We start from the raw sequence: 24612 nt of genomic DNA on the forward strand, positions 1-24612 counted from the left end.
ACCTCCCCCGTCCACAATGGACCAGGAAGGGACGGACCCTGGTCACGACCCGGTAGGTTCGACCGGATATAACGGCACACCATGTTGAAGCCACACGTGTGATCTCGGAGCCAAGACGTGAGCGACCTGATCGGTGACGCCGAGTTCGACCACGAACTGCTGGTCGACCTCGCGCTCTCGGTCGGTGCCGCCGTGGTGTGGTGGCTGGACCTGGGCACGGACCGGCTCGGCTGGGCGCCGGGGCTCGACGTGGTCATCGGCGTGCCCGGTGAGGACGCCGACGCGGTGCGCGCCCGGCTGGCCGAACTGGTCGCACCGCTGACCGTCGCGACGAAAGCCGCGGCGGCGTGGCAGGACTTCGAACTCGAACAGCCGCTGAACACCCCGACCGGCACGCGCTGGCTCCAGTTCCGCGCCCGTGTCTCGACGCACGACTCGGCGCGCGCGTTGGTCGGTGTCGTGGCCGACGTCACCCGCAGGCACACCCAGCAGCAGGAGCTCGCCGACCTCGCGGACCGCTACCGGCTGCTGGTCGACCTCGCTCCCGAGGCCATCGTCGTGCACGAAGCGGGCCTGCTGGTGTACGCGAACCCGGCGGCGGTGCGGTACGTGCGGGCCAAGTCCGAGGCGGACCTGCTGGGCAGGCCGATCACCGACTTCGTCCACCCGGACTCCACGCAGGACATGCTGCGGCGCATCGCGAAGCTGACCGAGCCGGGTGCGGCGAGTGATCCGGCCGACGCCGTGCTGGTCAGGTTCGACGGCGGCACCACGGACGTCGAGTCGGTGTCGGTGCGCACCACCTGGGAGGGCAGGCCCGCGTTCCAGGTGATCATGCGGGACGTCACCGAGCAGAAGGCGGCCGCGGCGGCGTTGCGCTACCAGGCCGCCCTCGCCGCGCACGTCAGCGACGCGTTGATCGCGACCACCTCGGACGGGATCGTGACGAGCTGGAACCCCAGCGCGGAGACCGTCTACGGGCACAGCACCGCCGACGCCGTCGGTCAGCCGATCAGCCACGTCGTGGGCGCGCCACTGGATCCCGTGGCGGTTCTCCAGTCGGGCGGCGTCGTCCACGCCGTGCACCGCCGTTCGGACGGAGCCACGCTCGCGGTCCGCGTCTCGGTCGCCAGGATGGACGACGGGTACGTGCTGATCTGCGCGGACGAGACCGCGCGCCGCCGGGCCGAGCACCACTTCACCGCCGTGGTCGCCGCGATCGAGGAGGGCGTGCTCGTCGTCGGCCCCACCGGCCTGGTCGAGTCGGTGAACCCCGCCGCCGAACGCATCCTCGGCGTCAGCGCGCACGAGGTGATCGGCAAACCGGCGTCGCTGGCCGAACTGCACGACGAGTCCGGCCAGCCCGTGCCGCACAGCGACTACCCGTCCGCGAACACCCGCGCCAACGGAAAAGCGCAGCACGGCCGGATCCTGCGGTCGCTGCGCCCGGACGGCACGCACGTGTGGCTGTCGCTGAGCGCTCGTGCGTTGTCCCCCGACGGCTCCGTGCCGTCCGCGACGGTCGTGTCGTTCACCGACATCACCGAACGCCGCATGATCGACAGCCAGCTGGAGCACGAGGCGACGCACGACTCGTTGACGGGCCTGAACAACCGCACGGTCATCATCAACCGCCTCAGCCCGGCCGCGCGCTCGCACCGGTCCGGCCCGACCACGGTGCTGTTCATCGACCTGGACAAGTTCAAGGTCATCAACGACTCCCTCGGCCACAGCGTCGGCGACGAGGTGCTCCGCGTCGTCGGCACCCGGCTCGGCCGCAGTTCCCGCCGGGGTGACGTGATCGGCAGGCTCGGCGGCGACGAGTTCACCGTGATCGCGTACGGCCTGAGCGGCCCCGAGGAGGCGGCCGCGCTGGCCGACCACGTCCGGTCCGAGCTCAACCGCCCGATCACGGTCGCCGGACGGCAGCTGCACGTGGACGCGAGCGTCGGCATCGTGATCGCCGAACCGGGCGACCGCCGTGACGGCGCCGACCTGCTGCGCGACGCGGATCTCGCCATGTACCACGCGAAAACGCGGGGCCGGGGGCGCACGGCGTTCTTCGACGTCGAGCTGCGCGAACGCATCCAGCGCCGTCTCCAGCTCGAGCAGGACCTGCGGATGGCCCCGCTCGGCCACGAGCTGTGGGTCGCCTACCAGCCGATCGTCGACCTGCGCACGAACCAGCGCACCGCCGTCGAGGGCCTGCTGCGCTGGACACACCCGAGGTACGGCCTGATCACCCCGGCGGAGTTCATCGTGCTCGCCGAGGAGAGCGATCTCATCAACATCATCGGCGCGCACATGCTGCACACCGCGACCCGCGAGATCGCCGAGCAGGCCCCGGAACTCCAGCTGACCGTGAACCTCTCGGCCCGCCAGCTCGACGACCCGTGGCTCGTCTCGGCAGTCCGCAACGCCACCCACAAGGCGGGCCTGCCGCCCAGCTCGTTGTGCCTGGAGATCACCGAGAGCGCTCTCACCCGCGACCCGGCGCTGGCGTCCCGGACGCTGGCCGCGTTGCGCGAACTGGGGGTCCGGCTCGCGATCGACGACTTCGGCACCGGCTACTCGTCGCTCGCGCAGCTGCTCACCCTGCCGCTGGACACGCTCAAGATCGACCGCTCGTTCACGGTCGGGCTGGGCAACTCCGGCGAGGCGAAGGCGATCGTCACGAGCATCATCGCCATGGCGCACGCCGTCGACATGACCGTGGTCGCCGAGGGCGTGGAACAGCCGGAGCAGCTGGAGATCCTGCGCGAGCTCGACTGCGACCTGGCGCAGGGGTTCTACCTCGGCCGGCCGGTGCCGATCGCCGAGCTGTGAGTCAGCGCAGGTACGAGGCCCCGTTGAGGTCGAGAACCGCACCCGACGACCACTGCGCCTGCGGCGAGGCCAGGTAGACGATCGCCGCGGCGATCTCCTCTGGCGTGCCGACCCGGCCGAACGGACTCTGCTCGCGCACCCCGTCACCCTCGGCGCCGTCGAGCTTCGCGGCCTGGCGTTCGGTGGCGACGAACCCCGGCGCCACCGACGTCACCGAGATCCCGTGCGGCGCGAGGGTGATCGCCGCCGACTGCCCGAACGCGTGCAGCGCGGCCTTGCTCGCCGCGTACGCCGGGTGGTCGGCCTCGCCCCGGAACGCACCCCGCGACCCGACGTTGACGATCGCGCCGGGCACACCGCGTTCGATCAGGTCCCGGGCCACGGCCCAGGTGACGTTGACGGCGCCGTGCAGGTTGACCGCGAACATCTGCTGCCACGCGCCGGTCCACGTGTCCCACCCGGCCTCGCCGACGCGGTGCTGGTTGGCTCCGGTGGGTGCGACGGCGGCGTTGTTCACGAGCACGTCGACCGCGCCGAGGTGATCGACGGCCTGCGCGACGAGGGTGCGGGCGGCCTCCGGGTCGCCGAGGTCGCCGCCGAGCACCGCGTGCCCGTCGCCTTTCAGCAGCGACAGGGTTTCCTCGGCGTCGTCACGGCGGCTGCTGTAGTGCACGGCGACGCGGTGCCCGAGTTCGGCGAACGCCTGCGCCGTCGCCCTGCCGATTCCGCGTGACGCACCCGTCACCAGCACTGCCCTGTTCTCCGCCATGGTTCGCACCGTACGTCAGAACAGGCGGCCGTCCTCCTCGGCGGGCGGCTCCTCGAGTTCGAGGAGGTACCGCTTGCGCTGCAACCCACCCGCGTACCCGGTGAGCGTTCCCTTCGAGCCGACCACCCGGTGGCACGGCACGATGATGCTGATCGGGTTCCACCCGTTGGCGTTCCCGACGGCCTGGGCCGCCGCGGGGTCACCGAGTTCGGCGGCCAGCTGCCCGTACGTCCGCGTCTCGCCGTACGGGATCGCGACCAGCATCTTCCACACGCTCCGCTCGAACGCGGACCCCCGAGGCGCCAGCTCCAGGTCGAACTGCCTGCGCTCGCCGGCGAAGTACTCGTCCAGCTGCCGCCGGACCTCGTCGAACCCGGCGTCCGACTCAGTCCCGAAGTCGAGGCGCGGGGTGCGCAGGTGGCCGTCGAAGTAGAGGCCGATCAACGCGGTGCCGTCGCCGACGAGCGTGAGCGGCCCGACCGGGGAGGAGATGACGGTGTGGTGCATTCCGCCCATTCTCCTCCCCCGCCTGACTCGCCCCTACAGGCCGTGGCCGAACGGGAAGAGCGGGTCGTCGTACCCCGCGACGTCCTCGGCGTGCTGCCGCACCTGCTCCATCGAGCGCGGCAGGTCGAACGGCAGCCTGCCCACCGGCGGGATGGCGCCCGTCAACGCGTCGGCCAGCGCCTCGTCCGTCGATCCGTAGCTGACCACCAGCGTCGAGGCGAGCGGCAGCAACGGTGTCAGCACCGCGGGCCGGTCCAGCGTCACGTCCACCACCAACGGGCAGACCGCCGCGATCCGCGCCAGCCGCGAGGCCAGTCCGGGCTGGAACTCCAGCGATCCCTGGTGGAACCACGACTCCAGGAACAGGTCCGCCCTGGGGTCGAACGGCGCCATCAGCCGCACCAGCGCCAGATCGGCCTCTTCCGGGGTGGCGACGACCGTGCCGAACCGTCCCGCGACCTCGGCGGAGAAGTTCTCCAGGTACAGCTTCAGCCCGGACCGCAGGGGCAACGAACCCTTCTGCAGGACGGTCACCGACCGGGCCTGCGCGGCGTGGCCCTCGTCGCGGAAGTCCTGCCGTCCCACGACCTCCGCCGCGCGGTCCTCGTCCACGAACGGGTTGTCGAACAGCCCCAGGCGGAACTTCACGGCCAGCAGCCGGCGAGCGGACTCGTCGATGCGCTCCTCGGTCACCCTGCCCTGCGCGACCAGTTCCAGCAGAACGTCCACGCACTCCTCGCCACCGAACTGATCGGCCCCCGCTTCGAGGATGAGTTCCATGCGCCCCAACGCGTCCAGGTGCTCGACGCCCCACGCGCGGGCGGGCAGCACCTTGTCGCCGACGTGGTTGTCCATGACCAGTTCCCAGTCGGTCAGCACCACGCCGTCGAACCCGAGCCGGTCGCGCAGCATCCCCGTGACGACCTGCTTGTTGTAGCCGAACCCGACCTGCTCGATGGCCTCGCCGTCCACCTCCAGCCCGACGGGCATCCCGTAGTACGGCATCACCGCTGCGGTCCCGGCGTCGATCACCGCCTGGAACGGCGCCATGTGGTCGTCGAAGCGGCCGCCGGGGTAGACCTGCTCGCGTCCGTACGGGAAGTGCGCGTCCTCGCCGTCCTTCTGCGGGCCGCCGCCGGGGAAGTGCTTGCTGGTGCAGGCCACCGACTCCGGCCCGAGCGCCGGACCCTGGAACCCGCGCACGTACGCGACGGCGAGTTCCGCCGTCAGAGCGCTGTCCTGGCCGAACGTGCCGGCCTGACGGGCCCAGCGCGGTTCGGTGGCGAGGTCGATCGCCGGGTGCAACGCGCACCGGATGCCCGCCGCCACGTACTCCTGGCGCGCGACGTCCGCGAAGCGTTCGACCAGCTCCGGTGAGCGCAACGCGGCCAGTCCCAGCGACTCCGGCCACTGCGAGAAGGCCTTGGCGCTGAACGACACCCCGGCGTTCTCGAGGAACGCGTGCCGGGGGTCGGTGGAGATCGTCACCGGGATGCCGTGCGGGGTGCTCTCGGCGATCAACTGGAGGTTGTTGTACCAGCGCGCCGCCATCCGCGCGTCGTGCAGCGCGTGCACGTTGAAGTGGCTCAAGTGCTTCTGCGTCACCACGACGCTGGTCGGCGACTTGCTGATGTCGCCGGGCGCTTCCTTGACCGTGCCGTCGGTGCCCGCCTCGATGACGGTGTGGAACAGCAGGCCTGCCTTCTCCTCCAGCGACAGGCGCCCCAGCAGGTCGGCGACCCGGTCGGCCACCGGCAGGCGCGGGTCCTCGAAGGGGTCCATCACGCCGTTGCCGTTGAGGTCGCGGTACTCGACGCCGTCCTCGGAGATCAGCCGTACGGGCCGCATTCCCTTACCTCCTGAGATTTTCAGACTCGGCTCGCGCCGAACTCCTCGACACCGATCACCGGACGCAGCGCGCGTTCGACGGCCGGCGTGCTGAACGCCCTGCGGATCACGTCACCGCACAGGACGTTCCCGATCGCTCCCATGACCATCGCCTGGTCGAGGGAGAGGTAGCGGCGGGCGATGGTGCCCGACCGGACGGCGACGGCGTCGAAGAAGCCGCCCCTGCCGTACGCGCGCAGGTCGTTCTGGACGCGCGCGAGGTTCGCGAACGCCTCGTCGCGTTCGTGCATCATCGCGAGGAACGCGGCGTGCGGGGTGACGACGCCGTCCCCGTACGCCGGGGTGGGCGCGGTGGCGGGACGGCAGGTGCCGAAGCCGACGTCGTAGTTCGTCATCTCCTGGTCGGAGAAGTAGCCGTTGGCGCCGTTGCCCGGTTCGTTGCCGGGGCCCATGCCGAGCGCGTCGACGCCGTACTCGCGGTAGCCACCGGCCGGGTTGCTGGACGGGCTGAAGCCCCAGTAGCCGTACTTCGCTTCCAGGAGACCGTGTTCGCGTTGCGCGCGGACGTGCAGACGGTGGTTGCGGCCCCACGACCTCGGCGCCCACTTCGCTTCCGGCACGAACACGTCCGGCATGAGTTCCTCGAACATCGACCCGCCCCAGCCGGGCACGATCCGCATGCCGCGATAGGTGTAGGCGCCCTCGAAGACCTCGATGCCGTAGTAGGTCCGGTTCTCCCCCACCGGCTGCATCTCGTGCCACGACCAGTCGCACGACGCCGGGAACGTCCGCCACATCGCGAAGTACTGCTTCGCCGGCACCTGCCCGGTGATGATGCCGAGGTAGCTGGTGATGCGGGTTTCCGACACCGTCGTGTCGTAGTGGTGGTTGGTCAGCCACACGGGCTCGCCACCGATGTGCGTGCCCTGGTAGACGCCGCCGGGCCGGTCGTGGTCGAACGGGAAGAACCCGCCGTGGATCAGCCCGCCCGGCCGCACGGCAGGATGGCCGGCGACGTCACCGGGGTTGTAGAAGGAGTCCCACCGCATCCGGGCGAAGATCCGGCGCGCGAGGTCCGCCGCCGCCCGGTCCGCGCCCGCCACGACCAGCAGGGCCGCGCCGAGCCAGCCGTTGTCGACGCTGGAGCAGAACGGGTGCACGACCGCGCCGGTGCCAGGCCAGGCCCGCAGCGCCTCGCCGGTCTCCTCGTCGTACCAGTTGTAGTACATGCCACTCGCGGTGTGGTGTTCCATCCGGTCCAGGGTGGACAGAGTCCGGACCAGCCGCGCGGACGCCTCGTTCTTCGAGATGAAGCCGAGTTCGCGGGCCACGACCGTGGACCACAGGTAGCCGCCGATGTTGGTCGGCGAGGTGTAGCCGGACCGGTCCCCAGCCGCGAGCGACTCGGGGATGTTGTCGGCGGGCAGGCCCGTGTTCGACGGCGTCATGGCGACGAGGCTGCGCCAGGTATCCTTCGCCCAGCCCCGGACCCGGACGGGATCGAAGCGCTTCGGTGCGGCGGTGGCGGAAACGGCGGGTGCGGCGAGCGCGACGGCGCTGCCGAGGAGCAGGGTTCGGCGGGTGAACGTCACAGGAGTCCCCTTTGGACTGGTCACTTGATGCCGGTGGTCGCGATGCCTTCGATGAAGCGCCGCTGGAAGACGAGGAACACGAGCAGCACGGGGACGACGACGATCGTGGCCCCGGCGAGGAGCAGGCCGTACTGGATGGAGTTCTGGCCGGTCGAGTACAGGGCGAGCGCGACGGGCAGGGTGAACTGGCTCTCCTGCTGCGCCACCACGAGCGGCCACAGGAAGTTGTTCCAGCTGCCCAGGAACGTGAGGATGCCGAGCGTGGCGAGCGCGGGCCCGCACAGCGGCAGGATGATCCGCGCGAAGATCCGGATCTCCCCCGCGCCGTCGACCCGTCCGGCGTCCAGCAGCTCCCGAGGCAGGCCGGAGATGAACTGGCGCATCAGGAACACGCCGAACGGCGAGACGAGGAATGGCAGGATCAGCGCGGGCAACGAGTTCGCGAGGCCGGCGTTCACGACGAGCACGTACAGCGGCACGAACGTGACCACGCCGGGGATCATCAGCGTCGCCATGACGATCGTGAAGAGCAGCTTCTTGCCCCGGAAGTCGAGCATGGCGAGCGCGTAGCCGACGGCCGAGCAGAACAGCAGGTTCCCCAGCGTCACCGCCACCGCGACGACCGCCGAGTTGAAGAAGTACGTGCCGAACTGCAGGCGGGAGAACAGCTGAGTGTAGTTGTCGAGCGAGGCGCTGTCGGGCCACCACGTCGGCGGGTTCCGCAGGATCTCGCCCTCGCCCTTGAAGCTGCCGAGCACCATCCACACGAACGGTGCGACGACGGCGACGAACGCGACCGTGAGCGGCAGGTAGAGCCAGCGGTTCTTCACGTCAACTCCTCTCCCGCAGCAACCGGAACTGGATCGCCGTGACGATCGCGATCACGACGAAGATCAGGTAGCTCATGGCGGACGCGAAGCCGTAGTTGCCGAAGCCGAACTGCTTGTAGGTGTACATCGTCGCGGAGATGGTCGAGTTGAGCGGGCCGCCGTTGGTCATGACGAACGGCTCCTCGAAGAACTGGAGGTACCCGATCGCCGTCGTCACCGAGACGAACAGCAGCGTGGGCCTCAGCAACGGCAGCGTGATGTGCCGGAACCGCCGCACCGCACCCGCGCCGTCGATCGACGCGGCCTCGTGCAACGACTGGGGCACCGCCTGCAACCCGGCCAGGAAGATGATCATCGCCGTGCCGAAGTTGCGCCACGCGGCCATGAGGATCATCGCCGGCATCGCCCAGTCCGGGTCGCCGAGCCAGTTCGGGCCCTCGATGCCGACCCAGCCGAGCATGGTGTTGATCAGCCCGTACTCGTCCTGGAGCAGGAACCGCCACACCACCGCGATCGCGACGATCGACGTGATCACCGGGGTGTAGAAGCCGAGCCGGAAGAACGCGCGGAACCGGTTGATGCCCTTGTCCAGCACCACGGCGGCGGTGAGCGCGATGACCAGCGTCAGCGGCACGCCGACCAGCACGAAGTACGCGGTGTTGCCCGCGGCCGTGCGGAAGAGCGGGTCGCTGAACGCCTGGACGTAGTTGTCGAGCCCGACGAACTCCACCGCGAACGGCGTGCGCAGGTCGCGGTTGCGGGTGTCGGTGAAGCTCATGAACAGCGACTGCACCACCGGCCACGCCGTGAACACCGCGAACAGCAGGCAGAACGGGAGGATCAGCAACCACGCCGCCCGTTCTGCCCCGCGGCGGCGCAGCGTCACGGACGAGCTCACTTGCCGGTACCGATGGAGTCAGCGGAGGCCTGGGCGGCCTTGAGCGCCGATCCCGCGTCGGAACCCGAGCGGGCCACCTTCTCGACCTCGGTGTCGAGCGCGGTGATCGCCTGCTCCCAGGTGGGGAAGGTGGGCGGCGACTGCGCGGTGTCGAGCTGCTTGCCGAACGTCGCGAGCTTGGTGTCGGCGGTCAGCGCCGGGTCCTGCCAGGCGCTCTTCACCGACGGCAGGTCGGTCGAGGACTGGTACCACTTGACCTGCGTCTTGGCGTCCGCGAGCCACTGCACGAACTTCCAGGCGGAGTCGCGGTTCTTGCTCTCCTTGAACACCACGAAGTTCGAGCCGCCGACGAAGCTCGACGACGTCTTCTTGGTCGGCATCGGCATGACGTCGTACTTGTCCTTGAAGCCCTCGCCGCCGAGCTTCTCGACCGCGGACATCATCCACGGGCCGGAGATGAACATCGGCACGCGACCGCTCGCGAAGTCCGGTTCGGTCGTGGGCTGCGCGGGCGCTTCCTTGTCCGCGATGCCCTCGGAGAAGAAGGAGCCGTAGTACTCCAGCGTCTCCTTCATCTCGGGGCTGTCGAAGTTGTAGGCCTTGCCGTCGTTCTTGGTCAGCTCCGCGCCGTTGGACCAGGCGAACGGCAGCAGCGACTGCCACGACCCGGTGCCGCCGGGCTGCAGACCGATGCCCCACTTGGCGCCGGCCTTGGCCTGCAACGCCTTGGCCATCTCCTTCACGCCCGCCCAGTCCTTCGGCGGCGTCTCGAACCCGGCGGTCTTGGCGAGGTCCTTGCGGTAGTACAGCAGTCGAGTCTCGACGTACCAGGGAATGCCGAACGACGTTCCGTCCACTTCGGTCGTCTTCTGCGCGCCCTCGAAGAAGGAGCCCTTGTCGATCGCCGACGGCGTCGCGTCGAGCGCGCCCATCCCGGCGAACTCACCCATCCACGTCGACCCGACCATGGCCGCGTCCGGCGCCTGCCCGGCCGTGATCGCCGAGGTGAACTTGTTGTGCGCGGAGTCCCACGGGATCGCGGTCACCTGCACGTCGACGCCGGGGTTCGCGTCCTCGAACTCCTTGGCGAGCGCCGGGAGCTTCTCGCCCTCCGCACCCATGGCCCACACGGTGATCGTCCCGGTGGCGGGCCCCGAGCCGATCTCCGCACCCGTCTGACCACCACCCTGCTCATCCCCGCGCCCGCACGCGGCCAGCACCAGCACCAGGGCGGACACGCTCGCGAGCATCTTGGAAGTGCTGCGCGCCATCGGCTTCTCGCTTCCTCTCGGCGTTCGTCTGAAGTGGACTGCGGCGTCAGCAGCCGCAGGAGGAGCGCACCACGAGCTGAGTGGGCAGCGTGCGCGCGTCCGACCGCGCCGCCTCACCACCGATCAGCTCGTGCAGCCTGGTGGCCGCCAGCGCTCCGAGTTCGTGCACGGGCTGACGCACCGTCGTCAGCCCAGGCCTCACGTACCGCGAGGTCATCACGTCGTCCCAGCCGACCACCGCCACGTCGCCGGGCACACTGCGTCCCGCGTCCTGCAACGAGGTCATGACCGACAGCGCGAGCTCGTCGTTGGCGCACATCAGCGCGTCCGCCTCGAGCTCACCGTCCAGCAGCTTGCGCGCGACCACGAGCCCGTCGGCCTCGTTCAACGCGACCCGCACCGGCTCGGCCGCCGTCAGCCCGCGATCCTGGTGCGCGGCAACGAATCCCGCGTACCGGTCGCGGATGTCGGGCCCACTGTCCGGGTCACCGACGAACAGCACCTGCCGCCGTCCGTGCCCGATCAGGTGCCCGGCCAGTTCCCGCGCGCTCTCCAGGTTCTCCGCCGACACCGCCTCGACCCCGTCGCTCGCCTCTCCGGCGATGACCACGACGGGTTTCTTGGCGCGCAACAACCGCACCACGTCCTCCGAGGCCGCCGACCCGAACACCGCGATGGCGTCGACCCGCGTCGCGAGCTGCCGCACCGCCGCGGCCAGGTCGGTCCGGCTGTTGGTGAGCACGAGCACGACCGACTGCGCCAGTTCCGCGGCCCGCGCCTCGAACCCCATGAGCAGCTCGGCGTAGTAGGGACCGGACAGCTCCGGCAGCACCAGGCCGTGCGCCTCGTGGTGCCGGACGGCAAGACTGCGCGCCGCGCCGAGCGGCACGTACCCGAGCTCCTCGACGGCGGCCAGCACCTTCTGCTTCGTGGTCTCGGCCACGACCGTCGCGCCCTGCAGGACCCGCGAGACGGTGGCGATGCTGACGCCGGCGCGCTCGGCGACCGAGTAGATGGTCGCCCCCGCGGACCTGGCCTCGGGTGAGGCCTGCTGCTTGCCCATACGCGCTGCCTGCCGCCTCTGTCGTCGCTGACTGTTCATGTAAGCGCTTACATGTCACCTTTTGTGATGTAAGCGCTTACATTCGGCTGTTTCGGCAAATATAGGCACGTGATGCGGACCGGCACAAGGGCAGCACCGCCGGAGACCGTCGCCGAGACGCCGTTGAGCAGCTCAATTGCCCACGAAATCGCACCGCGACTGGACCACGACCGCGGGCCAATCCGCGGCTAGCGTCGTGATCATGACAGTCATCGGATCCTCGACCACGAACTCACTGGACGTGCTGCTGCACCAGTCCCCCGAGATCCCGCGGGGCTCGGCGGGCATGGTCGCCACCGTCACGATCCCGCCCGGCGACCCCGGCTCGGGCCCGCACCGCCACTCCGGCCCGGTCTTCGGCTACGTCCTGCAGGGCGAGATCCTCTTCGAACTGGAGGGCGAGGAACCCCGCGTCTACCGGGCCGGCGAGGCGTTCTGGGAGCCCGGCGGCGACGTCGTGCACTACCAGGCCGCCAACCTGCGCACAGACATCGACAGCAAGTTCGTCGTGTTCATGCTCTGCGCACCCGGCGTCCCGATGATGACCTACCTCGACGCCGAAGAGATCGCCGACCGGTCCCACCTGCGCGTTCAGTCCCCCAGCAACGCCTGAGCCATCGCCGCGACCGCCGTGACGACCGCCTGCCGGTGCTCGGCCTGCCGCTGCGCCGGATCGCCGCCCAGCGGATTGCGAATCCGCACCGCCGTCGTGTTCCACGCGAGCGCCGCCGCCAGCGCGATCATCATCGCGTCGGTGGCGGCGGTCAGCGACACCCCGGTGCGTTCGGCGATCTCCGTCGCCTTCGCCACGTGCGCCTGGATCTCACCCTCGGACGGCTCGTCGAACTCGAGCATCCGCCACTGGCTCAACCGCTGCAGCCCGGGGTCCGCCACCAGCGCGTCGAACAACGCCCCCGCGTACCCGGGCAGATCATCGGCCGTCAACGGCGCCTCGTCCGCGAGCACCCGCAGCCGATCGGCCATGACGGCGTCGAACAACGCCTCCTTGGACCCGAAGTAGGCGTAAATCGCCTGCTTGTTGGCCGAAGCCGCCGCCGCGATCCGATCCACCCGCCCACCGGCGAGCCCCACCCGCACGAACTCGTCGTACGCCGCGTCCAGCAGCCGGGCACGGGTCGCAGCCGAGTCGTAGCTCATGCCGTCCACTCTAAACCAACTAGATGGTTGACATCCAGCGAGCCGCCGTTCTACGGTCGTCTCCAGATCCAACCAACTAGTTGAATTATTTGAGGACGGACTTCGCATGACCCCCAAGACCTGGTTCGTGACCGGCGCGTCCGCCGGCATCGGCCGCCTGGTGACCGAACAACTCCTGGCCGCGGGCCACCGCGTCCACGCCACCGCGAGGCGCCCGGAAACCCTGGCCGCACACCCGAACCTGACCACGGCCGCCCTCGACGTGACCGACACCGCCGCCCTGCGCACCGTCGTCGACCGCGCGTTCCACGACCTCGGCACGATCGACGTGGTGTTCTCGAACGCGGGCCGAGGAGCCGTCGGCGCAGCCGAGGAGATGACCGACGCCGCCATCGCCGAACAGATCGCACTGAACCTGACCGCACCGATCCACCTGCTGCGCGCCGCACTCCCCCACTTCCGCGCGCAAGGCGGCGGCCGCTTCATCCAGACCACGACGATGGGCGCCCACATCACCACCCCGGGCGCGAGCCTCTACCACGCCTCGAAGTGGGGCGTAGAAGGCTTCCTGGAATCGGTGATCCCGGAGGTCGCCCCGTTCAACGTCGGCATCACGATGGTCGAACCGGGCGTGGTGCGCACGACGTTCGGCGCCAACCTCGACGTCGCCACCCCGCTGCCCGCCTACACCGACACCGTCGTGGGCCAACTCCACCGGTACCTGGCCACCACCGACAGCGTCACCGCCGCAGCACCGGGCGACCCCACAAAGGTGGCCGCCGCCATCGTCGCCTCGGCAGACACCACCCCGGCCCCACGCCGCCTGGTACTCGGCTCCGACGCCCACGAAGCAATCCGCGCGGCACTTACCGCCCGCCTGACCGAAATCGACGCCACCAAGGAAACCGCGGCAGCGGCCGACTTCTGACCCCGAAAGCACCTCGATGACCCCCGTGATCGCCATCTTCGGCGCCGGCCCCGGCCTGGGCACCGCTCTCGCCCGCCGTTTCGCCAAGGAGGGCTACCGAGTAGCCCTGGTAGCCCGCAACTCCACAAAACTGGCCACTCTCGCATCCGACCTGACCGCCGAAGGCATCGAGGCAGCCGCCTTCCCCCACGACCTCTCCACCCCGTCCAACGGCAGAGCGGCAACGAACGCGATCCTCGCCCACTACGGCAGAATCGACGTCGTCTCCTACCAGCCACTCCCAGCAGGCACGGCCTTCACCCCAGCGACCACCCTCACCGCCGAAAACCTGACCCCGCTGACCAATCTCTTCTTCCTGACCCCGGTAGAAGTAGCCGCGACGGTCGTCCCCACCATGGTCACCCGCGGCAGCGGCAGCTTCATCGTCACCGGAGGCTTCACCGCCGCCGACCCCCAGCCGTTCATCAGCGGCATAGGCCCAGCGATGGCCGCGATCCGCAACTACATCCACTCACTGCACGGCGAAATCGCCACCGCGGGCGTCCACGCGGGCGTGGTGACCCTCGCCGCCCTGATCAAGCACAGCGAGTCCTACAACGCCATCACCCCAACCCAACTGGCCGAGATCACCGGCGGCACCACGGGCCTGACCGTCCTGGACCCGGACGACCTGGCCGAAACCTACTGGCAGCTCCACACCACCCGAGCCCAACTCGAGTACCGCTACCCCACCACCTGACAGGCGCGCTCCGGAGCCGGCCCGGAGCACGCCCGCCGCTCACTCACCCGATCCGAAACGACTGAGCCGCACTCCCGTTGCACCCCAACTGAACCAACTGCACCTCATCAGCCGAAGACCCACCGGGCACCGTCAAACACTTCCCACTGTGCCGAGCAACCAGGTGGTAGTACCCACCACCTTCGGCCACCGCCTGCCACTGCTGGTTGTTCCCACCGCCATAGGTCCACAACTGGATCCCGGCGTTGTCAGCCCCCGAAACACCCGCCACGTCCAGCACCAACGCCGAGTTGGTCCGGTTGTTGGCCCGACTGAACCCACCACTGGTCCCCTGGAACTGGAACTGCTGAGCCGTGGTCCCGTTGCACGAGTACTGCTGGATCACCGTCCCGTTGACAGCACCAGCAGCCTTGGCGTCAACACACTTCCCGTTCCCCTTGTTGACCACCGCATACCAAGCAGCAGGGTCGATCCCACCCGGATCACCGGTCCCGCCACCACCAAGCCCGCGTAGCCCGTCCAAAATCATCTTGTTCTGCTGAGCACTCTCAAACGTCGACGACAACGCGGTGTCCGTCGCGTAGTTCATCTTGTTGTGCCCGAAGTTGGCGTACAACATCTTGTAGTTCTTGTTGGTCCACACGATGGGGTAGTCCCCAGAGAACCAGATCTCCCCGGGGTTGTCTCCCACCGGAAACGTCGACTGGTCCAGCGACGCCAACACCGTGATGTCGGGGTTCTGCCGAACGTTCTTCTCCCACGCGTACCACTCGCTGGCCGACGACAGGATCGTGTCCGGCAACCCGGCCGTAGCCGGATTCCCCTTGTTCTCAATGCGCAACGTCTCAGCCGTAGGCGACCAACTGTTGTCAGCGAGGTGCCCGGACCCGAGGAACTCGTAGTGGTACCACCGCGTGTACGCCTGATCGTTGGAGTCCGAGTACCCCGACACGTGGAACCCGAAGAACGCCCCACCAGCATCCAGATACCGCTTGAACCCCTCGTACTGCGACTGCGTATGAGGCTTGTCATCCAAGAACATCACCACCTGGTACTGCCCAGGAGTGATGCTGTTCAGCAGGTTCCAATCCTTCGTAGCGGTATAAGCAAACCCGTTGGCCCCAGCCTGCTGAGGAAACCACACGTTGGCCTCACGCTGAAAACTGCGGTGAGCCTGATCCGCAGCCTCACTGTAGAACGCGAGCACCTTGAACGGCGCGGCAGCCTCAGCCCGCGGCACGACAGCCGCAGAACCAGACACCGCCGCCACCACCGCACCGGCAGCGGCAAGCGCTTTCCAGGCACGCGACAAGAACCTTCCGGACATACAGGATTCCTTTCCGGCACTGCAGGGCGGGCACCGGGCCAGCGGACATCCGGATTAAGGCACACCTCAACCCGAGTGGTCCAGACCTTTGGGGGCCGTTACGACGACCGGAACAGAAACCGCGCCACGCCAAGCACATCAAAAGTAGTGCGGTGCCAACCGCAGTCGTCAACGCAGGCCAACCACCTACGCAAGCCAGGCGCGCGCACTCAACCGGACAGCCACCAACGCAACGCAGCCACCTACGAGTCCTGGCGTGGCGATGCGAAGCGAGCCCGAACGGGCTGATGCCTGGTTGGCCAGCCGGTTACGCCGTTCATGGCGATTGGGGCTTGACCTTGAGGGGCTGGATGCCAACCTGTCCGGTCCGGCCGGGGAGCTTCTATCCCCGGCTTTGGAGGCCGCGAACGCATCCAGCTAGAGGCTCAAGGTCAAGCCCCAATCGCAACCCACTTCTTTCGTCACGACCCGCGCGCCCACCCTCGCAACCGCAGCCCAACCAACAAAACGCGACCAACCCCGCTGGAACCGCAACGGCAACGCAAAGCCGACCCGCGAACTACCCCCTCAACGCCCCCACAATCGAAACCCCGCCCCCGTCCCACCGAACCGACCTCAAATCCGGCACCACAACAGCAGCAGGCGTCTCCAAAGCCGAAACCCCAACCCCCACCACGGCACCGGCCGAAGCAGCGATCCCGGCCGCGACCCCGTTGCCGCTGTCCTCGAACACCACGCAATCCCCAACAGCCACCCCAAGCTTGGCAGCAGCCCTCAAATACCCCTCAGGATCAGGCTTCCCAGCCCCAACCGAATCCCCGTCAACCACCACAGCAGGCAACGGAATCCCCACCGCAGCCAACCGAGCCTCCAACAACTCCGCCGGAGCCGAGGTGACCAACGCCCACCGCTCCCCCAACGACGAAACCAACTCCACCGCCCCAGGAATCGCCACCGCATCCCCGGAATCCGCGACCTCGATCTCGTTGATCCGCCGCAAAGCCCGAGCGTGCAACGAATCCGGCACATGCATCCGAACGGTGTCCGAGGCCCGCCGCCCGTGCAGCCCGCGCAACACCGCCGAAGGCGAAACCCCGAACTCACCGGCCCACTGCGTCCAGGCCCGCTCAGCAGCCGCAGTCGAGTCGGTCAACACGCCGTCCATGTCGAACAGCACGGCCTGACAACCCAGGTACATCGTTCTCCCTCAAGACGGCAGCGGAATCTCCAGGCTCACCGTGCCCCGCAGATCCAGCCACGCACGATCACGGCCGCGAACCAGCCGCAGCACCACCTCTTCACAGGCGGGACAACGCGCCACCACGCCAGGAGCGTTGTGATAGACCCGCAAACTGGCCACCGACCCCTTGTACCCGCAGCCGGAACACTGTCCGGTGGCGACGGTCAGGTCCACGGCGAAGATCTCCCGCAGATCCCCGGCCAGCGCGTTGCCGTCCACGTGGGTGTCGCTCATCAATCCACTCCCGTCAGCCAAAGCGTTCCGTGCGAATCCGGCGCGGATCGTGCCCGAGCGCCACGAACACGTCCGACACGGTCTCGACGAACCCGGTGGGCCCGCACACGAACACATGAGGCGCGAAATCGGCAGGCCAAGCATGGGTGTTCAGGACAGCCAACCCAAGCCGCCCAGGCACCCCGGGCCACCCCTCAGGCGCAACACGCGTGTACACGATGTGGACGTCCAGCCCACCATCCTCACGAGCACGCCGCCGCAACTCATCGGCGTAGTAGACGTCATCAGGCGTCCGAACCGAGTAGATCAACCGAAACGGCACCCGACTCCCGGAAAACGCCCGCGCCCGAATCATCGCCATCAACGGCGCGATCCCCGACCCACCGGCCACCAACGTCACCGGCGCCTGATCAGCACCACGCCACACGAACCACCCGCCAACGGGCCCGCGCAGCTCGACCTCGGCCCCAACAGGCAACACATCGCACAGGTAAGGCGACACCTCACCACCATCAACCCGTTGCACGGTCAGCTCGAACCGCTCGCCGTCCGCCGCAGACGAGATCGAGTAGCTGCGCTGCACCGAGTAACCGTCCTCGGCGGTCAACCGCACGTCGACGTGCTGACCGGGCAGGTGACCTGGCCAGCCGGGCACGTCGAACACCAGACTCCGCGCGCTCCCGGTCACGTCGGTGGCCTCGGCGAGTGCCGCCGTCCGCCAGGTCAGTCGCCCTGATACCGCTGTTCGCGCCATGGGTCTCCGTAGTCGTGGTAGCCCGCGCTCTCCCAGAAGCCGGGTTCGTCCTCCAGCAGCAACTGGATCCCGCGGACCCACTTCGCCGACTTCCAGAAGTACAGGTGCGGCACCAGCAGGCGGGCCGGGCCACCGTGTTCGGGGGTGAGTTCCTCGCCGTCGTAGCGGTAGGCGATCCACGCCTGGCCGTCGATCAGGTCCTCGAGCGGCAGGTTCGTGGTGTAGCCGCCGTAGGACTGGACGAGCGCGAAGTCCGCGGCCGTCTCCACGTCCTCCAGCAACACGTCGAGCGACACGCCCTTCCAGCGGGTGCCGAGCTTCGACCACTTCGTGACGCAGTGGATGTCCGTGGTGATCTTCTCCGCGGGCAGCTCGATCAGCTGCTGCCACGACCAGTCGTAGCGCTGACCGGCCTCGGTGTTGATCGTGAACTGCCACCGGTCGGTCGGCACGCGCGGCGTCGGGCCCGCGGTGAGGACCGGGAAGTCTTCCGCCAGGTACTGGCCGGGCGGCAACTGCACGTCCGGTGACTGGCGCCGCCCGGTGAAACCGGGAGAGACGATTGGCATCGTGTCAGTAGACGACAGCGGCGACCCGAACGCCACTGCTGATCACGGAGGTCACATGGACGTGCTGGTCGAGACCGTCGGCGTGGTGACGGTGATCCGGATGAACCGCCCAGACCGCCGCAACGCGGTCGACGGGCCGATGGCCGAGGCGCTGAAGACCGCGTTCCTGGAGTTCGAGGAGTCACCGCAACGGGTGGCGGTGCTCATCGGTGAGGGCGGGACGTTCTGCGCGGGCGCGGACCTGACGTCGGTCAGCGATCCGGAACGGCGCAACGAGCTCGATCCGTCCGGCGGCGGCAGTGGCCCCATGGGTCCGACGCGCCTGCTGCTCACCAAGCCGGTGATCGCGGCGGTCAGCGGGTACGCGGTGGCGGGCGGGCTGGAACTCGCGTTGCTGGCCGACCTGCGGGTGGTGGAGAGCGACGCGGTGTTCGGGGTGTTCTGCCGCCGGTGGGGTGTGCCGTTGATCGACGGCGGCACCGTGCGGCTGCCCCGGATCGTCGGCCTGGGGCGGGCACTGGACCTGATCCTCACCGGACGCCCGGTGCACGCCGAGGAGGCCCTGGCCATCGGCCTGGCCAACCGGGTGGTTCCGAAGGGCCAGGCACTCGCGACCGCGCTCGAACTGGCCGAGCAGATCGCCGGGTTCCCGTTCGAGTGCGTGCTGGCAGACCGTGCGTCGACCTACGGCGCGCTGGACCTGCCGCTGGCGGACGCGCTCAGAGCCGAAGGCGCGGCGGGGGTGCCGATCGTGGCGCTGGAAGGTGCGGCCGGCGCCGCCAGGTTCGCGGACGGCGCCGGTCGGCACGGCACGTTCACCGAAGGCGGGTGACCACCAGGTCCGGGTTGCGGGCGATCTCGCGTTCGGTGAACTCGCCCTTCACCCACTGCTTGCGCGCGTACAGCCGCGCCTGGTCGGTGTGGTGCGGCGAGGCCGGGTCAGCGGACTGCCCGTAGACCAGCAACGAACTCATCCGCGGCCCGGACCTCGTCAGCTCCACGGCCATCACGAAGCTCGTGCCATGCGGAATCCCGACAGCCATCCCCGGCCGCGGCGGCCCGGGCACCGAGATGACGTTGAAGCACCCCTCGGGCCCACGGCAGCCGTGGATCGGGACACCCTCGTACTGCTGGACGGCGTCGAGCGGCACGTCCACCGCGACCCCGGCCTCCGCGAACAGCTTGACCGTCTGCGCGAACGCCCGCTGCACCCCCGGATCGGCCGTGTTGATGCCGCGCGGCGTGTGCACGGGGTCGGCAGGGTCGAACGGCACCTGCCACACCTGGTTGCCGGGCCTGCCCGAAAGAACCAGGAAAGAACGCCAGAAGTACGCACCACGGCTGGTCTCCCCGGTATCTCCCGTGCCGGGCCAGGAAGCCAACGCCGTGCACGCCGCAGACACGTCGACGAGCTGACCGTCGACAGCGGGCAAGCGAGGATTGGCCTGGCACATCGCGACGACAGCGGCCAGTCCCTGCTCAGCGGTCAGATTCCGGTTGCCGAACATAGAGGATTCCAGCGAGGACAACGAGAATCGGTTGGTACCGATCATGTCCAGCCCCAGCCGGGTGCGCGCGGACCGTTCGGTCCCGACGTCGCCGACGATCGACGGGTAGCCGGTCAACGGCGCGGCCGGATTGGCCAGCCACGGACTGTCGTTCATGTTGCTGACGTGGTCGCGGCGGACCAGCGACGGCAGGCGGCCAGGCCCGAACCTCCCCGGCGTCACGGCGTCGGCATCGGTGCCCCAGCCGCACTCGGAACGGCTGCCGTCCAGCACGACCAGGCCGATCTGCGCCGGGGCGCTGCACCGGGCGCGCTGCTCGTCGGTGACGTGCGGCACGACCTGGACGTCACCGAAGTAGGCGGTGCCAGAGGCATCAGAGGCGAGCGTGTTGACCCAAGGCAACGCCTGGTGCCGAACCAACGCCTTCTGCAGGTCGGGGACGCTGCGGGCACGGGCGATGGCGAGCCACTGGTCGACGACCTGGAGGTTGCCGAGGTTGGCGTCGCGCAGCACGAACGCGCTGCTCTCGGTCCACTGCAACGCCCGGTCGTCCTCGACCACCGGCCCGTCCGGGGTGCGGTACAGGGTGCGCGTGACGCCGCCGGCGGTGACCTGCTCGGCGATCATCCGCTGAGCCTTGCCGTCGACGAGGTAGCTGGTCGGGTCGCCGGGGACGAGGGTGAGCTTCGAGAGCGTGATCGTGTGCGCCTCGGACGCCGTGTGGGTCCAGCCGAGGCTGTCGTTGTGGCCGATGTTGACGACCGGCACGCCGTACAGGCCCGCGCCGCTGACGTTCAGCTCGCCGGGGATCGTGAGGTGGTGCTGGTAGAAGCGGAACGTGTCGGCCCAGTCGAAGTGCGGGTTGCCGAGCACCATGCCGGACCCGGACGTGGTCGCGTCCCGGCCTAGCGCGATTCCGTTGCTGCCAGGGCGTTCCTTCTCCACACGCGCGGGTGCCACGACCGAAGCTCCCGGTGGCTGGGCGGACACGAGTTGCTCCTGGAAGCCCTCGCTGCCGGTCAGTCCGGCGACCTGGTGCACCCGCCGCCACACCTCGATCTCGGTGATCGGCCGTGCGTACGCGGCACACGTCTCCGGCACGCGATGCCTTGTCAGGTAACGGTTGTACCCGGCGGCGTACCCGCGCACGAGATCGCGCGCCTGCTTCGACGGACCGGACGCGAGCGCGCGTTCGACCACTTTGGACTGGTTGAGCCGCTGGTAGTAGAGGTCGCTCGCCGCGTTCTCCGGCCCGAACCACCGCGACCGCTGGGCCGCGAGCGTCACGACGATCTCCGCCATCACGCAGACGTTGTCCTGGGCGAACGCGTACCCGAGCCCCTCCCCCGCCCCCCGGTAGTCACCGGCGAGCACGTGCGGGATGCCGTACGAGGTCCGCCGGATCACCGTGCCGCCGCTGTCCGCAACGGCTGGACTCGAACTCACCAACACGGTCAACACCAGCAAAGACGCCACTAATCGGCGCATGAAGACCTTCCCCCTCATTCGTTGTGCAGAACGGTGGCGATCGATTGGCGTGCCGCTCCCCTGGCCGGCACGACGGCGCCCAGCACGGCGATCAGCACGCCCGTGCAGGCGAGCAGCGCGAGTGACGGCGAGTGGTAGACGTTCATGAGGATGTCGATGGCGTCGGACTGCCCCGCCGCGGCCATCAACGGCACGACGAACTGGTGCGCGGCGATCCCGGCGGGCACGCCGACCAGTCCGCCGAGCACCCCCAGCCCGCCCATGGACGTCACCAGCAGCACGGTGACCTGGCGCGGGGTCATGCCGATCGACTTGAGCATGCCGAGGTCGCGGCGGCGTTCGCGGGCGTTGAGCACCACGGTGTTGAAGACCCCCAGCGCCGCCACCGCGCCCAGCACCAGCGTCAGCACGACCGAGGCGCTGATGATGATCACGGCGGTCGACGACGTGCCGTCGCGGGGCGGCAGCACGCGCAGCCCGGGATCGGCCGCACTGACCGCAGCGGTGAACGCCTCGCGGTCGGCCGAGGTCTGCACGAGGTAGGAACTGGCGCGGGCACCCGGCGCGAGAACGTCCACTGTGGACCAGTCGGCGAAGATCTGGTCGGCGTTGTTGGTCAGCACGACTCCGACGATGGTGAGCTGCGTCCGGTTTCCCCGGTACTGCACGGTGATCGTGTCGTTCAGCGCGAACCCGCGCTGGTTGAGGAACCTCGACGGCACCGCGACCTGACCCGACTGATCCGGCCAGTGCCCGCTGAGCACCCGAGGCCGCAACGAGGTGTCGCCGCGCTGGAAGTGGATCGTCGTCTCCTGGGTGCCGCCCGCGACCTCGGCGTCGATCCGGGTCGTGGCGAGGACGGCCTCGGTGCCCGGCGCCGCGCGCAGCGCCGCCTCGTCCTCGGCATCGCTCAGCCGCGCGGCGGGTCGTTGCTGTCCCGGGATGCCCACGTCCGGGGCGCCCGGCGGCGGTCCGGCCATCAGCTCGAACCGGCCGGGGTAGGTGTAGCCGGGGCGGACCGCGTCGTTGTAGGCGGTGACCGACGTGGTCAGGCCGGTCGCGAGCGTCACGACCAGGACGCCCAGCACGACCGAGGCGAGCGTCAGCGCGCTGCGGCCGACGCGGACGAACGGCATGCCGAGGCCGAGGCTGACCGAGCGGGGCAATCGCGTTCCACTGAGCCAGCGCTGGATCCGCAACGCCCGGCCGGTGTGCGCGGTGGTGCCCGCGCTGATCGCCCGCGCGGCCGGGAGCGCCCGTGCCCGCAGTGCCGGGACCAGGGCGGCCAGCACCACCAGCAGCGGCATGCCCAGTGCCGCCACGAGGTTCACCCACAGCGGGAAGCTCAGCTCGTCGACGCCGAAGCCCTCGACGGCGTCCTGCACGATCGGCTTGGCGAAGAGGTTGCCGGCGAGCGTGCCGACGAGGCACCCCGCGACGGCCGGGATGGAGATCATCACCAGGTACACGGCCATGACCTGGTCCGGGGTGAACCCGATCGCCTTGAGCATCCCGATGTGCCGCAGCCCGGCGACGACCGCGCCGCTCACGACGTTCGCGACGATCAGCACCGCGACGATCAGGCCGAGCACGCCGAAGATCAGCAGGAACGGGATGAACACGCCGAGTTCGGAGGTCGCCTTGTCCTTGACGGTGAGGTGCGAGAGCGTGCCGAGCAGCCCGTCCTGCGGCAGCGACGCGGCGAAGGCGGCGACCCCGGCGGCCGTGTCGGCGTGGTCGAACCGGTAGAGCACCTGCTGCGCGGTCGGCTGCAGCGCCTCGACCTGCTCGGGCGTGACCCAGGCGTCCGCCGACCCGGTCACCGAGTGGGCGAACCCGACGACGGCGAGCGCCGGACCTCCCGGCGGGGTCAGCCGGAACCCTACGTCGATCCGGCCCTCCGAACCAGGCGCGCGGTTCAGCACGATCTCGCCGGGTTTCGTGGCCCAGGAACCCTTCCAGACCGCGAGGCGATCGACCGGGCCGGCGGGATCGGCCCGTCCGACGACGGTGAGGCTACCCAGGAAGACGTCCGCGGCCGAAGTGTCCACAGTGGCCTGGCGGAACGGCCCGGCGGACACCCCTCGCGTGAGATCTCGCGCCGTCAGGTCGTACTCGGCGGCCAGGTGCGCGCCCTGCCGGTCGGCGAACGCCCGGTCGAACGGCGCGGCCGCCGCGGCCAGCAGGCCGAGCGCCATCACGAGCGTCGCACTGGCCGCGCACACCACGACGCCGATCACGACGGTCTGGAGCTTCCTGCGTCGCACGGCCGCCCACGCCGCGGCCCAGACCGCGTTCACGCCCGGGCCACGCTGTTCTCGCGGGCGATCCGGCCGTCCACGACCTCGATCAACCGGGTGGCGCAGCGGCTGGCGAGACGCTCGTCGTGGGTGACGAGCAGCAGGGTCTGGCCGATCTGGTTGAGGTCGAGCAGCAGGTCCACGACCTGCTCGCCGGACCTGCTGTCGAGCGCGCCGGTCGGTTCGTCGGCGAGCAGCAGGGCGGGGCGGTTCATCAACGCCCGCGCCACCGCGACGCGCTGTCGTTCCCCGCCGCTGAGCTGGGCCGGGTAGACGTTCTTGCGGTTCGCGATGCCCAGTTCCCCGAACAACTCCAGCGCGCGGGCGCGGGCCTGGCTCGGTTTCGTGCCGGTCAGCTGGGCGGCCAGCGCGACGTTGTCGAGCGCCGACAGGTCGTCCAGCAGATTGAAGAACTGAAAAATCATGCCAATGCCCCGGCGGCGGAACAACGCCAGGCCGGTCTCACTCAACCTCCCCAGGTCGGTGCCGTGCACGACGACCTCGCCGGACGTGGGGCGGTCGAGGCCCGCGATCATGTTGAGCAGCGTGGACTTGCCGCTGCCCGACGGCCCCATCACCGCGACGGCCTCGCCGGCGTGGACGGTGAGCGACACCCCGTCGAGCGCGGTCGAGTCGCTGTACTCCTTGCGCACGTTCGTCAGTGCGACGACGGCGTCTGCGTTCTGCATGGCGGCAATACTTCTCAGTCGCGCGGGCAGACGCG

The 24612-nt window shown here is 69.3% G+C and carries 22 protein-coding genes; 5 read left to right on the forward strand and 17 right to left on the reverse strand.

Annotated elements, in window-relative coordinates:
- Nucleotides 1–117 precede the first annotated feature (117 nt).
- On the forward strand, nucleotides 118–2826 hold the full coding sequence (locus JNUCC0626_RS12045; RefSeq protein WP_394619795.1) for a sensor domain-containing protein: 2709 nt from the start codon (nucleotides 118–120) through the stop codon (nucleotides 2824–2826).
- Nucleotide 2827: 1 nt separating this feature from the next.
- Here the strand turns inward: JNUCC0626_RS12045 and JNUCC0626_RS12050 are convergent, their stop codons facing one another.
- The 8 genes from JNUCC0626_RS12050 to JNUCC0626_RS12085 are packed head-to-tail and all read right to left on the reverse strand — an operon-like array spanning nucleotide 2828 to nucleotide 11604.
- Entirely contained in the window at nucleotides 2828–3595 is a 768-nt protein-coding gene (locus JNUCC0626_RS12050; RefSeq protein ID WP_394619796.1) for an SDR family NAD(P)-dependent oxidoreductase, read from the reverse strand.
- Between the two features lie 15 nt (nucleotides 3596–3610).
- The gene (locus JNUCC0626_RS12055) at nucleotides 3611–4102 is read right to left on the reverse strand and encodes a methylated-DNA--[protein]-cysteine S-methyltransferase (protein ID WP_394619797.1); all 492 of its coding nucleotides are present in this window, start codon (nucleotides 4100–4102) and stop codon (nucleotides 3611–3613) included.
- A 33-nt stretch (nucleotides 4103–4135) separates the two neighbouring features.
- Nucleotides 4136–5950 (reverse strand): glycoside hydrolase family 3 protein, encoded by a 1815-nt coding sequence (locus JNUCC0626_RS12060; protein WP_394619798.1) that lies wholly within the window; start codon nucleotides 5948–5950, stop codon nucleotides 4136–4138.
- A 20-nt stretch (nucleotides 5951–5970) separates the two neighbouring features.
- Nucleotides 5971–7542: a glucoamylase family protein gene (locus JNUCC0626_RS12065; protein ID WP_394619799.1), complete on the reverse strand. Its 1572-nt coding sequence runs from the start codon at nucleotides 7540–7542 to the stop codon at nucleotides 5971–5973.
- Nucleotides 7543–7562: 20 nt separating this feature from the next.
- Nucleotides 7563–8372, reverse strand: coding sequence for a carbohydrate ABC transporter permease (locus JNUCC0626_RS12070; protein ID WP_394619800.1), 810 nt, complete (start codon nucleotides 8370–8372; stop codon nucleotides 7563–7565).
- A gap of 1 nt (nucleotide 8373) precedes the next feature.
- Nucleotides 8374–9270: a carbohydrate ABC transporter permease gene (locus JNUCC0626_RS12075; protein ID WP_394619801.1), complete on the reverse strand. Its 897-nt coding sequence runs from the start codon at nucleotides 9268–9270 to the stop codon at nucleotides 8374–8376.
- The gene (locus JNUCC0626_RS12080) at nucleotides 9267–10541 is read right to left on the reverse strand and encodes a sugar ABC transporter substrate-binding protein (RefSeq protein WP_394619802.1); all 1275 of its coding nucleotides are present in this window, start codon (nucleotides 10539–10541) and stop codon (nucleotides 9267–9269) included. The genes JNUCC0626_RS12075 and JNUCC0626_RS12080 overlap by 4 nt, the downstream gene beginning before the upstream one ends.
- Before the next feature lie 46 nt (nucleotides 10542–10587).
- Entirely contained in the window at nucleotides 10588–11604 is a 1017-nt protein-coding gene (locus tag JNUCC0626_RS12085) for a LacI family DNA-binding transcriptional regulator (RefSeq protein ID WP_394619803.1), read from the reverse strand.
- Between the two features lie 241 nt (nucleotides 11605–11845).
- Between JNUCC0626_RS12085 and JNUCC0626_RS12090 the strand changes: the two genes are divergently transcribed.
- Nucleotides 11846–12256 carry a cupin domain-containing protein gene (locus JNUCC0626_RS12090; protein WP_394619804.1) on the forward strand — a complete coding sequence of 137 codons (411 nt, stop codon included), beginning with the start codon at nucleotides 11846–11848 and terminating at the stop codon, nucleotides 12254–12256.
- On the opposite strand, the gene JNUCC0626_RS12095 is transcribed toward JNUCC0626_RS12090, so the two are convergent.
- Nucleotides 12235–12801, reverse strand: a complete 567-nt coding sequence (locus JNUCC0626_RS12095; protein ID WP_394619805.1) for a TetR/AcrR family transcriptional regulator — start codon at nucleotides 12799–12801, stop codon at nucleotides 12235–12237. The genes JNUCC0626_RS12090 and JNUCC0626_RS12095 overlap by 22 nt on opposite strands.
- A gap of 106 nt (nucleotides 12802–12907) precedes the next feature.
- On the opposite strand from JNUCC0626_RS12095, the gene JNUCC0626_RS12100 reads away from it, so the two are divergent.
- On the forward strand, nucleotides 12908–13729 hold the full coding sequence (locus JNUCC0626_RS12100; protein WP_394619806.1) for an SDR family oxidoreductase: 822 nt from the start codon (nucleotides 12908–12910) through the stop codon (nucleotides 13727–13729).
- Between the two features lie 16 nt (nucleotides 13730–13745).
- Nucleotides 13746–14468 (forward strand): SDR family NAD(P)-dependent oxidoreductase, encoded by a 723-nt coding sequence (locus JNUCC0626_RS12105; protein ID WP_394619807.1) that lies wholly within the window; start codon nucleotides 13746–13748, stop codon nucleotides 14466–14468.
- 43 nt (nucleotides 14469–14511) lie between these two features.
- Here JNUCC0626_RS12105 and JNUCC0626_RS12110 read toward each other — a convergent pair whose 3' ends face one another.
- From JNUCC0626_RS12110 to JNUCC0626_RS12130, 5 genes are all read right to left on the reverse strand, one after another.
- Complete coding sequence (locus JNUCC0626_RS12110; RefSeq protein ID WP_394619808.1) at nucleotides 14512–15795, reverse strand: RICIN domain-containing protein; 1284 nt, start codon at nucleotides 15793–15795, stop codon at nucleotides 14512–14514.
- Between the two features lie 559 nt (nucleotides 15796–16354).
- On the reverse strand, nucleotides 16355–16993 hold the full coding sequence (locus tag JNUCC0626_RS12115) for an HAD-IA family hydrolase (protein ID WP_394619809.1): 639 nt from the start codon (nucleotides 16991–16993) through the stop codon (nucleotides 16355–16357).
- 9 nt (nucleotides 16994–17002) lie between these two features.
- Nucleotides 17003–17269 carry a DUF6510 family protein gene (locus JNUCC0626_RS12120; RefSeq protein WP_394619810.1) on the reverse strand — a complete coding sequence of 89 codons (267 nt, stop codon included), beginning with the start codon at nucleotides 17267–17269 and terminating at the stop codon, nucleotides 17003–17005.
- 13 nt (nucleotides 17270–17282) lie between these two features.
- Nucleotides 17283–18023: a ferredoxin reductase gene (locus JNUCC0626_RS12125; RefSeq protein ID WP_394619811.1), complete on the reverse strand. Its 741-nt coding sequence runs from the start codon at nucleotides 18021–18023 to the stop codon at nucleotides 17283–17285.
- Nucleotides 17993–18592 (reverse strand): sulfite oxidase-like oxidoreductase, encoded by a 600-nt coding sequence (locus JNUCC0626_RS12130; RefSeq protein WP_394619812.1) that lies wholly within the window; start codon nucleotides 18590–18592, stop codon nucleotides 17993–17995. Before JNUCC0626_RS12130 ends, JNUCC0626_RS12125 begins: the two co-directional genes overlap by 31 nt.
- 55 nt (nucleotides 18593–18647) lie before the next feature.
- On the opposite strand from JNUCC0626_RS12130, the gene JNUCC0626_RS12135 reads away from it, so the two are divergent.
- Nucleotides 18648–19424 (forward strand): crotonase/enoyl-CoA hydratase family protein, encoded by a 777-nt coding sequence (locus tag JNUCC0626_RS12135; RefSeq protein WP_394622022.1) that lies wholly within the window; start codon nucleotides 18648–18650, stop codon nucleotides 19422–19424.
- Here the strand turns inward: JNUCC0626_RS12135 and JNUCC0626_RS12140 are convergent.
- The 3 genes from JNUCC0626_RS12140 to JNUCC0626_RS12150 are packed head-to-tail and all read right to left on the reverse strand — an operon-like array spanning nucleotide 19408 to nucleotide 24577.
- Nucleotides 19408–21588, reverse strand: a complete 2181-nt coding sequence (locus tag JNUCC0626_RS12140; protein WP_394619813.1) for a penicillin acylase family protein — start codon at nucleotides 21586–21588, stop codon at nucleotides 19408–19410. The two genes, JNUCC0626_RS12135 and JNUCC0626_RS12140, sit on opposite strands and share 17 nt — an antisense overlap.
- A gap of 14 nt (nucleotides 21589–21602) precedes the next feature.
- Nucleotides 21603–23888, reverse strand: coding sequence for an FtsX-like permease family protein (locus JNUCC0626_RS12145; RefSeq protein ID WP_394619814.1), 2286 nt, complete (start codon nucleotides 23886–23888; stop codon nucleotides 21603–21605).
- The gene (locus JNUCC0626_RS12150; RefSeq protein WP_394619815.1) at nucleotides 23885–24577 is read right to left on the reverse strand and encodes an ABC transporter ATP-binding protein; all 693 of its coding nucleotides are present in this window, start codon (nucleotides 24575–24577) and stop codon (nucleotides 23885–23887) included. The genes JNUCC0626_RS12145 and JNUCC0626_RS12150 overlap by 4 nt, the downstream gene beginning before the upstream one ends.
- Nucleotides 24578–24612: the final 35 nt, after the last annotated feature.

This window comes from Lentzea sp. JNUCC 0626, from assembly GCF_043632865.1.
In the GTDB taxonomy this organism is placed as follows: domain Bacteria; phylum Actinomycetota; class Actinomycetes; order Mycobacteriales; family Pseudonocardiaceae; genus Lentzea.